The organism is Bryocella elongata, from assembly GCF_900108185.1.
Lineage (GTDB): Bacteria > Acidobacteriota > Terriglobia > Terriglobales > Acidobacteriaceae > Granulicella > Granulicella elongata.
This window is the reverse complement of sequence record NZ_FNVA01000004.1, coordinates 340,017-350,500: the sequence shown is the minus strand read 5'-3', so window position 1 is coordinate 350,500 and position 10,484 is coordinate 340,017. Positions and strand designations below refer to the sequence as shown.

Here is a 10,484-nt window from a genome sequence, read left to right as displayed (position 1 = left end):
CCGGGATTGACTCGACCCACCACGAGTTCCTTCTCTTTGAGAGCAGTGGATCCCTGCATCCTATGCTAAGCGCGGAATGGGAGTAAGGCAGACGGGATCTGCTCCAATGACAGAACTTTGTCGACTCCACCAAGTCGGAGAGCTTCCTTTGGCATACCGTAAACCACGGAGCTCGCCTCGTCCTGAGCGATGTTATACGAGCCCGCCTGCTTCATCTCGAGCATGCCGCGGGCTCCGTCGTCTCCCATGCCGGTCAGGATCACACCAACCGCGTTGCGGCCGGCGTAACGTGCGGCCGAACGAAAGAGAACGTCCACAGATGGCCGATGCCGGCACACCAATGGGCCGTCCTTGATCTCCACGAAGTAACGCGCCCCGCTGCGACGAAGCAGCATGTGATGATTCCCCGGAGCAATCAACGCGCGGCCAGGCAACACGGTATCGTTGCTCTCGGCCTCCTTCACCTCAATCGCGCAAAGCCCATTGAGACGCTGCGCGAAGCTGCGCGTGAAGAGCTCCGGCATGTGCTGGACGATGACGATGCCAGGAGCGTTTTCTGGTAATGGCTCGAGGAGCTCACGAAGCGCTTCGGTCCCCCCGGTCGATGCACCCACCACGATGACCTTCTCTGTGGTCTCCGCCATAGAGTGTTGCGACGGCGCAAGGATTACATCGGCAGTCAACTTCGGTTCCACTGCATGTGCGGTGGCGCGAGCGCGTGGTTTGGATTGCGCTGCGGCCTTCACGACCTCGCATATCTGTACGCGCGACTCCTCAAGGTACTGCCGAGTACCGATCCGCGGCTTAGTGATGATGTCGACAGCGCCGGCGCTCATTGCCTCCAGGGTACTGTGCGCACCCTCCGCCGCCAACGATGAGCAGATCACAACAGGGATTGGCCTCTGCTCCATGATGCGGCGCAGGAAGGTGAGCCCGTCCATACGGGGCATCTCTATGTCCAACGTAATCACATCGGGAATCTCCTCCGCGATTCGCTCCGCCGCGACGAACGGATCTGAAGCTGTAGCGATCACCCGAATGTCGGGATCGCTCTCGAGCAGGCTGCTCAGAACCTGACGTACAACTGCCGAGTCATCGACGACCAGAACTCGAACCTGACGTTTCTTACCGTCCATCAGCAAGCTTTGCCTCTTTTCGCAGTCCAGTTTCCAGAGGGGCCAATCGGCGCAACAAGACCTCTCCGGAATCCGTCGTGAAATATATGTACATTCCTACCGGGCCGCCGGTCTGACGAGCAGCCAACACGACACCTTCCTCAGACAACACCTTCATTGCCATCTCGGCGTTCATCCGCCCGACGGTGATGCGGTTGACGTCGAAGTCAAGCACGTCACAACAGCCAAAGAGCTTGACTTCAATCTCTCCCCGTTGAGCTCCAAGCTTCTCGAGCCGATGGATCATGCCCTTGAGCGCGAGATCCACGTAACGGGTCAAGACTGTCTCCGAACTTTCCCGGCCGGGCCGAATCGTAGGCAACATGGGGTGGCACATCGCTCCAAGCCCAAGCCTTTGCACGCGAAAGGTCACCCCGGCACACGAGCCCAGCACCGTCTTCAACACAGAGGGAGTTCGGACGAGTCTCGACTCGCCGGGCTGCAACGTGAACTCATGGCGTACTGCCATTAGATCTTCCTATAGATCGTTGATGCGACAGCTGTGACGGGAAGATCCATTTGACTCAGGGTCTCGGAATGTCCAATGAACAGGTATCCGCCCGGTTCAAGCTCACGAATGAGCTTCCGAACGATGCTCTCCTGAGTCACACGGTCAAAGTAAATGAGCGCGTTGCGGCAGAAGATGACCTGAGGCGCCACCGGAAGGCCGTAGGCCTCATCCATGAAGTTCAGCCGGCGAAACTCAACCTTCGACCGCAGTTCTGGAACAATCCGAACGCGATCGTTGCTTCGATCGCGGCTGCGCATTAGATACTTGCGCTGCATCGAAGCGGATATCGGTTCTACGACCTGCTTCGTATAAACAGCAGTCTCGGCCCGCTCCAGCACTTCGGTCGAAATATCCGTGGCGAGAATGCTGAAGCGGAAGGATTCATGCTTTTCCGCAAATTCGCTCAGCACCATCGCCATCGTGTACGGCTCTTCTCCGCTGGAGCAAGCCGCACTCCAGATCAGCATCGGCGCTGCTCGACGGTTGAGCTCCGGAAGAACTCGTTCAGTGAGGAAGTCAAAGTGGTTGGACTCGCGAAAGAAGTCCGTCTTGTTCGTCGTGATCACGTCGATCAACGAGACAAGCTCAGCCTTCGATCTGCTCTCAAACAAATGCGCACAATAATCCGTATAGGTCGCATGCCCTAGAGCACGCAGTCGTCGCTTGAGGCGGACCTCGACCATCGTGTGCTTGTCAGGACCAAGCTGGATTCCACACTGCTCACGGACAAGCTCGCGCACACGGTCGAAGTCGCGCCGCGTAAGCCGGTCTTCATGCGCAACGCCCAATGCCCCCATCATGAAGCTCCTTAAGCGGCCGCTTCCGTAGCGGTATTTTCAGTGGACGTGCCGCGCAGTTCTTCGGCAGTGAAGACCCGATCGATGTCCAGGATCATGATGAAGCTGTTCTCGCGCTTGCCCATTCCGCGGATAAAGTCGACCCGGACCTGCATGCCAATGCGAGGCGCCGGCTGAATCTGCGCCGAGTCGAGATCGATGACCTCCTCGACGGAATCGGCCAGTGCTCCAATGATCGTCGACTCACCGTCCAGCACAACCTCCACCACAACGATGCAGGTGTTGCGTGTGCTTACCGTCTTCGCCATGTCGAGGCACTGTCTCAAGTCAACAACGGGTACCACGCTGCCACGAAGGTTAATGACCCCAGCCATAAGTTCAGGCGTCCTCGGGATCGGCGTGATCGCTGTCAGGTCCAGCACCTCACGCACCTTGGCTACATCGATCGCGAAGATCTCGCTGCCCAGGCGAAAGGTCAGGTACTGCCGCATATCGGTCATCTCAGCCATACTCATCTCTTACTCCTTTCCTGTGCGCAGGCCGCAGAGCCCCTCAGGGCTCCGCGATATCGCCTGCTCTGGCTGCTAGTAGCGCTCGAACTCGCCGTCAAGGCTGTCTGTGCGATCATTCATTCGCAGCGAAAATCCGCCCCGCGAACTGCTGTTCTGAGCGTGGCCGGCGTGGCGCTTCTCCACCGGCGCCGCAGTCTTGGCAACTGCAGTGCGTGCCGGAGTCCTCACTGGAGCGGCATTTTCGCTACCGGTCCGAAAGAACGAGAGCGCACTTACAAGGTTCTCGGCCTGGCCGGTCAATTCCTCAGTGGTCGAAGCCATCTCTTCAGCCGCTGAAGCATTGTGCTGGATCACCTGTTCGAGCTGCTGCAGAGCCTTGTTGATCTGCTCGGCGCCTGTATCCTGCTCGCGGCTGGCAGCAGAGATCTCCTGCACCAGTTCGGCTGTACGCTGGATGTCCGGGACAAGCCGCGTGAGCATCTCACCGGACTTCTCGCTGACCTTCAACGTCGCGGTCGAGAGCTGATTGATCTCTCCTGCCGCCTTCTGGCTGCGCTCGGCCAGCTTGCGCACCTCCGCGGCGACCACGGCGAATCCTCTGCCGTGTTCTCCGGCGCGGGCGGCTTCAATCGCCGCATTCAGAGCGAGCAGGTTGGTCTGGCGAGCAATCTCTTCAATGATTGAGATCTTGTTCGCGATCTCCTTGATTGCGGCCACTGCCTCATTGACGCTCTTGCCGCTCTCCTGCGCATCCTTGGAGCTCTTGTTCGCGATCTTGTCCGTCTGCAGTGCGTTATCTGCGTTCTGCTTGATGTTGGAAACCATCTGCTCCATCGAAGACGAAGCCTCTTCGGCAGCCGCAGCCTGGGAACTTGCACCCTTGGACACCTGGACCGATGCTGTCGAGATCGATTGGCTCGCCGCAGCGACTTCACTCGCAATGAATCGTACCTCGCCCACAGTGCGGGTAAGTCCACCGACCATCGACTGCAACGCATGCATCAGCCGATCTTCTGCCGAACGTGGGGTCACACTCACGGTGAGATCCCCTTCCGCAATCCGCTCGGCGGCCACGGAGATCTCCTGCATGGAAGCGATCATGGTCTTCAACGCGCGCATGAGGTTGTCTTCCTGAGACCTCAGCGTAACGCTAACCGTCAGATCACCGGTCGCCATCTTTTCGGCGACATTCGTCACATCCTGCATCGCGTGGATGAGACGATTCAGGCTCTCCTTCAACGTATTGAAATCGCCATGATAGGTATCGGTTATCAACGCAGGCATCTGGCCGCGTGAGAGCTGTTCCACGTACTTCGCCGCCACGCTGAGCGGTCCAATCACCGCATCCAATGTGTTGTTAATGCCCAGGATGATCTTGCGGAAATCCCCTTCATGCCGCGCTACATCAGCACGAGTCTCAAGGCGTCCTGCAAGAGCGGCCTTCACCAGATCATCGGTATCGACGATGAGGCCCTTGAGATTGCTGCGGACCTGTTCGATGGTGTCATTGATGAACGCCTTCTTGCCCGGGAACTTGTCCAGCGGAGCTTCGAAGTTGCCGCGACCAAACTCCGCCACGCAAGCCATCGCCTTCTTCTTCACCTGGATGTGGCCGCTGACCATGCCGTTGACGCCCTCGGCCATCACGCGGTAGGAGCCCTCGAAGCGGTCCGCCGGGATGAAGACGTCGATATCACCGGCGTCGTGTTCGTCCGACATATGCTTCATCTCGGAGATGAACGACTTCACGTTGTCGCGCAGGCGCTCGACGGTGTCGTTGATGAAAGCCTTCTTGCCCGGGAACTTTTCAAGCGGGGCCTCGAAGTTGCCGCGGCCAAACTCTGCCACGCAGGCCATCGCCTTCTTCTTCACCGCAATGTGGCCATTGACCATCCCGTTGACAGCCTCGGCAACTGCCTTCAAGTCGCCTTTGAATGACTCCGGAGTGAGGCACACATCAATGTCGCCGAGATCGTGCTGGTGCGACATCTCGTTGAGCTGCTTCGTGAACTCGGTAAAGCTTGCAATGGTCTCTGCATTGGACTTGGCCACCGCCTCAAGGCGCAGCCGCTCCGTAACAACATCCCAGCTGACCATAACGCTGTCCCAATTACCGGCTTCGTCATACACCGCGATCACTTCAAGGCGGGCATACTCCGGCCCAACCTGGACATTCGCGATATGAGGCAGGTTTCGCGGATCCGCCAGAAGCTGGCGAACGCGACCAGGGAACTTGTGGAAGATGTCGATATTGGAGCCAACGACGTTATCCGCCGTCACAGGCAGGTGCTGCTCGATCGACTTGAGCGTACGCAGCGATGCGGGATTGATGTAGATGATGTTGTAGTCAAGGTCTGCCAGCATGATATTGGCGGGGCTGTTTTCCAGCATTGACTTATATCGCGCTTCAATTGCGTGTGAGTCCGCCTTCTTCTTTTTTGCACTGATAGCGGAAGCTGGCCGACGGGGAGGAAGGGTTGCCTTGGGGATGGATGCCTGAACTGCGTGGCTCATGATGGTCTCCTACGCGCCCACAGGCGCTGATGATCTTGAAATGGGAACGATCTTGTTCGAATTAGCGTCAGCGATGTCAGAACCAGGACCCGCCCGGAGGCTCGCGCGTGCCCCAGCAGGGGCTCGTGCTACCGCGCGTGCTGAAGGGTGCAGAGACCGAATGCATTCCTGCACGAGACGGTGAGGGTCGAGGATCAGCGCCACGCAACCGTTTCCGAGGATGGTCGCACCCGAGAGCTCGTTGATCTTCTGATAGAGATGGCCCAGCGACTTCACCATCGTCTGGCAATCGCCAAGGACCCGGTCCACCACGAGACCGAAGCGGCCAGAATCGGTGTCGACCAGCATCACCTGCTCAAACTCCTGCAGATCACCCTCGATACCGAAGTACTCGCGCAGCCGTATGTAGGCGATGAGTTCGCCACGAACGTTGATGAGCTGTTTGCCCTCCGACCGATCGATCTCGGCTCGGCTGAGTTCGATGCACTCGAGTGTGTGTGCAAGCGGAAGGACGAAGTACTGATCACCGATGGTAACGAGAAGGCCATCAATAATCGCCAGAGTGAGCGGGATTCGCAGAGTGACCGTCGTTCCCTTGCCCGGCTTGCTCGCGACATCGATGTTCCCACGCAGCTTCTCGATGTTGCGCCGCACCACGTCCATGCCAACGCCACGGCCGGAAAGATCTGTTACTTCAACTGCTGTCGAGAAGCCAGGCTCGAAGATAAGACTGAAGATCTCGCTTTCGCTAAGAACAGCATCCGCCGAGATAAGGCCCCGCTCAATTCCGCGCTGTCGCACCCGCGCGATGTCAATACCACGGCCATCATCCGATACACCAATCAACACACTTGCCCCGGAGTGCCTAGCGCTCAGATGCAGGTGCCCTTGTTCCGATTTGCCAGCCCGCAGCCGATCGCCCGTCGTCTCCAGCCCGTGGTCCATGCTGTTGCGGATGAGGTGAAGCAAGGGATCGCTGAGCTGGTCGAGTACAGTCTTATCGAGCTCAGTCTCGGCGCCTTCAATCGTCAGATTCACACTCTTGCTCAGGTCTCGCGCGAGGTCATAGACCAGCCTGCGGAAGCGCTCGAAGGTGTTCCGGACCGGCATCATCCGCACATTCATCGAGCTCTCGCGCAATGAAGACGTGAGTCGTTCAACCTCTTCCGCCACTGAGCTGATCTCATTGTCATCGCGACGCAATGCCAGTTCACTGAGCCGCGCCTGCACAGTGACAAGCTCTCCAACGAGATTGATGAGTTGATCGAGCTTGGAAGCAGCGACGCGAATCCCTCCCCTGTCTCCGCCGTCGTATGACTTGGCCTCCTTGGCCTGTTGAGGGGACATCGACGTCGATCCCGCCTCAACAGGACCACGGTCCTTGATCGCTGCAGGAGAAGCTGAAGCGTCCACACGCACGATAGGATCAACCTCTGCCCTGGGCTCCGGAGAATCAGGCACGGTCTGAGCGACGGCTGGCACGGCCACAGCTTCCTCGATATCCTCCGAACAGATGCGAAGAAAGCATAGATCCTCAACAAAGATGAATACGTCACGAATCACGTTTTCATCGGCGCCCGTATAAAGAGCCAGCTCCCATGAAGCGTAGCAGCGCTCGGGATCGATCTCTGTGAGCGACGGGAGTTGTGACAGATCCGCTCGTGCCTCGAGCTGCCCCATGCCTGCAAGCTCCCGGATCAGCAATGCCGGATCGGATCCGAAACGCATCATGTCTGGCCCGGGAGTAAACGAAATGCCCCACACTCGTGAATCGCCAAACGGCACCACCTGCGGGGTAGGAGTTGCTTCTCCTTCCACAACGCTCGTGCCGGGCGTACCGGAAGCTATAAGCCGCGTGACCTTGTCGACGAGCGCCATGCGCGGTCGGCGGTCACCGGCATGAGCATTGAGGATCAGACCCCGCATGTGGTCGATGCCCTGCAACGCCAGATCGATGAGCTCACGACTCAACGTCACCCGGCCATCCCGCACCGCGTCAAAAGCGTTTTCCAGGTGATGTGTAAAGCTGGCCAGAATCGTAAAGCCAAACATGGCGCCGGAACCCTTGATGGTGTGCAGGTTCCGGAAGATTCCGGCAACGGCTTCGGGGTCCTCGTTACTATCCTGGAGATTGAGCAGGGACGCTTCAAGGTCGCGCAGGAGCTCGACGGCCTCTTCGCGAAAGGCTGCGCGAAATTGATCACTTCCGGGGGCCTGAATCGCGACGACGCTCATGCGGCAGGCTCCTGCGCGGGTTCGGGTGCGTTGTTCGAAGGAAGTGTCAGGCCACAATCGATAAGTGAGTTGATGACATCCGTGTCGTTGGGACGAAGAAGGTCGAATGCGACCTTCTTCGCACAAGCCTCCCGCGCTGCGACCCATACCAGCTGAATGATGGTGATGTGCAGCTCAGAGACATTGCGGAGGTCAATCGTCAGCGCAGTAGCTGGCGGAGCAAAAGCCTGCAGCAATGCCGCTTTCAGCTCCGTTGCAATCGATAGATCTGCTTGATCGGAGAGACTGACTTGAGATACGCCGTCTTCGCGACTCCATTCGAGCGACATGGACTTACCTGCTATTACTAATATTTTCTTCGAGCCTGGAGCGATCTATCAAAGAGGACGCAGCGCCACTATCGGCATCGGTCATAAAATGTTCTGGCCTGCGCGAACTTGAGCCTATAGATTTAGCGAACTAGCTTCTGAATGACAGAAACGAGCTGTTCAGGATTAAAGGGCTTTACAATCCAGCCGGTGGCCCCCGCATTGCGACCGGCTGCCTTCTTTTCGGGCTGTGATTCCGTCGTAAGCATCAGGATCGGGACGAAGCCGTACCCTTGTTGCTTACGCATGGCCGTAATCATCTGAATCCCATCCATGCGGGGCATATTGAGGTCGGTAATCACCAGGTCGAACTTGGAGGAAGCGCTGCGCTGCAGGCCATCCTGTCCGTCATTGGCTTGAACCACGTCATAGCCCGCCTTCTTCAGCGTGAAGCTGATCATCTCGCGCACGCTCGACGAATCATCGACTGCCAGAATTCGTTTCATCATCATCCCTTTCTGCTGCCTCCACTATCGGCGACTCAAATTGACGCGTTTAGAAGAGCTCTATGGCCCCTTCGTTGGCGCTAGGAACCGGAGGTGGAATATCTTCACCGAATAACACCGCTCGCATCACGTGCCGCTCAATCTCGCTTGTATAAGAACCTTCGCAATACGCTTCAATCTCGCGCCGGTCTGATTCAGGGAGCTGCAACGGATGACGACTTTCCGAGAGCTTCACGGCATGCGCAATATCTTCTGAAGCAGCGACGATTCCATCGAGCACATTCCGGAGCTCCCGCATGCTCTGATTGACCTGGTTAACGCGCCCCTGCATCTGCAGCACCGATTGCTGCCCTTCATGTTGGCACCGCACACCGAGCTCTGACACGCTCCGAAGAGCATCCAGGGTTGACTTGCTCTCCTGCTGCATTGCTGCTATGGCCGTTCGTGTGCTGTCAGAAGCTTCACGAGCACGGTCGCCCCGGGACGTCGCGGCGGTAATCATGTGCTCCATCGATTGCACCGACCGCAGGGTCAGCCCCCGCCAATCGGTTGCGAGGCGACTGATGCTATTCGTAATTTGGAGCACCGAGGCGGCCTGTGATCCAACGTTGTGTGCTGCAACCATCGAGTTCAGGTTGAGCAGTTGAAGATGTTCGCTGGTCTTCTGCGATTGGTCCAGATGACCGCGAACCATCGACATCATCGATTCAAATTCGCTGAGCTCTTCCTCGTTCACGCGATCGTGTTGCTCAAACTCCCCCTCAAACTTAGCCACCCATAGTCCCTGCTCTTCGATGGAGTTTTGGAGGCACACGATCTGTTCCATGATTGCAAGGAGCTCTGTGTCACCCAGGCGAAGGATCGACGATACACACTGCTCAATCTCCTCAAACCAATTTGACGTCGTTCGTCGGATGTTCTCCATCTGTTCCAGTTGCACACGCAGAACTGCTGCCACGTGCGTGGGATGAAGATTTGATGAGCCAGGTGCTCCCATAACTGCTTGCAGCACAGCCTCCACATGCTCGGTCTGTTGCCGCGTCAGGTCCTGCATCTGAACGGCTGAGGTGACGCGAGCAATGTTTGTCGAAGCCTCCTGCACACACTCATCAAGAGAGAGAGGAAGCCTCTCAAAATCATTCAGCGCGCGGTCGGCCCGATCCAGGGCCAATTCCCTTCCACTCTCGATGAGAGCGAGGTTCTTGCGCGCTTGTGCTCTCGATTCATCGACACGAAGCTTTCTCGCGGGCGTGCTCGCATGGCGCGCCCGGATCATCTCCTGAAGAACATCCACCCCTTGAGAGATCCTGTATGAGGCTTGTTCGAGCTCCCCCGACATATAGGTGAAGCCCTCTCCGTCCCTGCCAAGTCGGGCTATCTCAATGCGGAGCATGACCGCGAGGATTCTCGCCGTTCGTGACGTCGATTGCTGTGCGCGCGACGGCCTCTCAAGTTCTTCGAGTAACTCCTGCTCCCGTGTGAGGAGCTCGGCGACACCACCGGCGGCTTCCAGGCGAAGTTGGAGAACCCGTTCGCAATCGCTGTAGTTTCGCCGCAAAGAAGGGAGCACCTCTCTCGCGCAGCTTGACTGCGTCGCAGTCACTAGTTCCCGCGTATTCGCCATCAATTGATCGCAGTCTTGAGCCAGCGCCTGAAAGGATTGCGACAGATCGGCAATCGCTCTTTCGCACCTACCCATGATGCGCTGCAGATGGCCAAGGGCGGACGCAACATGAGTGCGTGTGTCGTCCCCGGTCTTTCGGCGCACCAACAACCCCACAGTTCCTCCAGCCCCACGAATGATTCATCCAAACTTGTGCACGCTCGAGTCGCGAGAGCAGCTCAACGCGAGGTGCGACAGAATTACAACCCGCTATGGGATGTTGTTCGGCAATGAAACAACGCGACGCGACGCACACGCAATCC

At 57.8% G+C, this 10,484-nt stretch carries 9 protein-coding genes; all 9 read right to left on the bottom strand.

Features of this window, described 5'->3' with window-relative positions:
* Positions 1 to 65: 65 nt before the first annotated feature.
* The 9 genes from C4S68_RS13420 to C4S68_RS13385 all read right to left on the bottom strand — a co-directional run bounded on the left by C4S68_RS13420 (position 66) and on the right by C4S68_RS13385 (position 10,338).
* A complete protein-coding gene (locus tag C4S68_RS13420; protein WP_103933586.1) occupies positions 66 to 1,136 on the bottom strand; it encodes a protein-glutamate methylesterase/protein-glutamine glutaminase in 1,071 nt (356 codons plus the stop codon).
* Positions 1,126 to 1,500, bottom strand: a complete 375-nt coding sequence (locus tag C4S68_RS23610) for a chemotaxis protein CheD (protein WP_268807285.1) — start codon at positions 1,498 to 1,500, stop codon at positions 1,126 to 1,128. Before C4S68_RS23610 ends, C4S68_RS13420 begins: the two co-directional genes overlap by 11 nt.
* A gap of 143 nt (positions 1,501 to 1,643) precedes the next feature.
* A complete protein-coding gene (locus C4S68_RS13410; protein ID WP_103933584.1) occupies positions 1,644 to 2,486 on the bottom strand; it encodes a CheR family methyltransferase in 843 nt (280 codons plus the stop codon).
* A gap of 8 nt (positions 2,487 to 2,494) precedes the next feature.
* A complete protein-coding gene (locus tag C4S68_RS13405; RefSeq protein ID WP_103933583.1) occupies positions 2,495 to 2,998 on the bottom strand; it encodes a chemotaxis protein CheW in 504 nt (167 codons plus the stop codon).
* A 69-nt stretch (positions 2,999 to 3,067) separates the two neighbouring features.
* On the bottom strand, positions 3,068 to 5,509 hold the full coding sequence (locus C4S68_RS13400; protein WP_103933582.1) for a methyl-accepting chemotaxis protein: 2,442 nt from the start codon (positions 5,507 to 5,509) through the stop codon (positions 3,068 to 3,070).
* A gap of 9 nt (positions 5,510 to 5,518) precedes the next feature.
* Positions 5,519 to 7,744 carry a chemotaxis protein CheA gene (locus C4S68_RS13395; protein WP_160115147.1) on the bottom strand — a complete coding sequence of 742 codons (2,226 nt, stop codon included), beginning with the start codon at positions 7,742 to 7,744 and terminating at the stop codon, positions 5,519 to 5,521.
* Positions 7,741 to 8,073, bottom strand: coding sequence for an STAS domain-containing protein (locus C4S68_RS23215; RefSeq protein WP_160115146.1), 333 nt, complete (start codon positions 8,071 to 8,073; stop codon positions 7,741 to 7,743). Before C4S68_RS23215 ends, C4S68_RS13395 begins: the two co-directional genes overlap by 4 nt.
* A gap of 122 nt (positions 8,074 to 8,195) precedes the next feature.
* Positions 8,196 to 8,564 (bottom strand): response regulator, encoded by a 369-nt coding sequence (locus C4S68_RS13390; RefSeq protein ID WP_200821549.1) that lies wholly within the window; start codon positions 8,562 to 8,564, stop codon positions 8,196 to 8,198.
* A gap of 43 nt (positions 8,565 to 8,607) precedes the next feature.
* Positions 8,608 to 10,338 carry a hypothetical protein gene (locus tag C4S68_RS13385; protein WP_160115145.1) on the bottom strand — a complete coding sequence of 577 codons (1,731 nt, stop codon included), beginning with the start codon at positions 10,336 to 10,338 and terminating at the stop codon, positions 8,608 to 8,610.
* Positions 10,339 to 10,484: the final 146 nt, after the last annotated feature.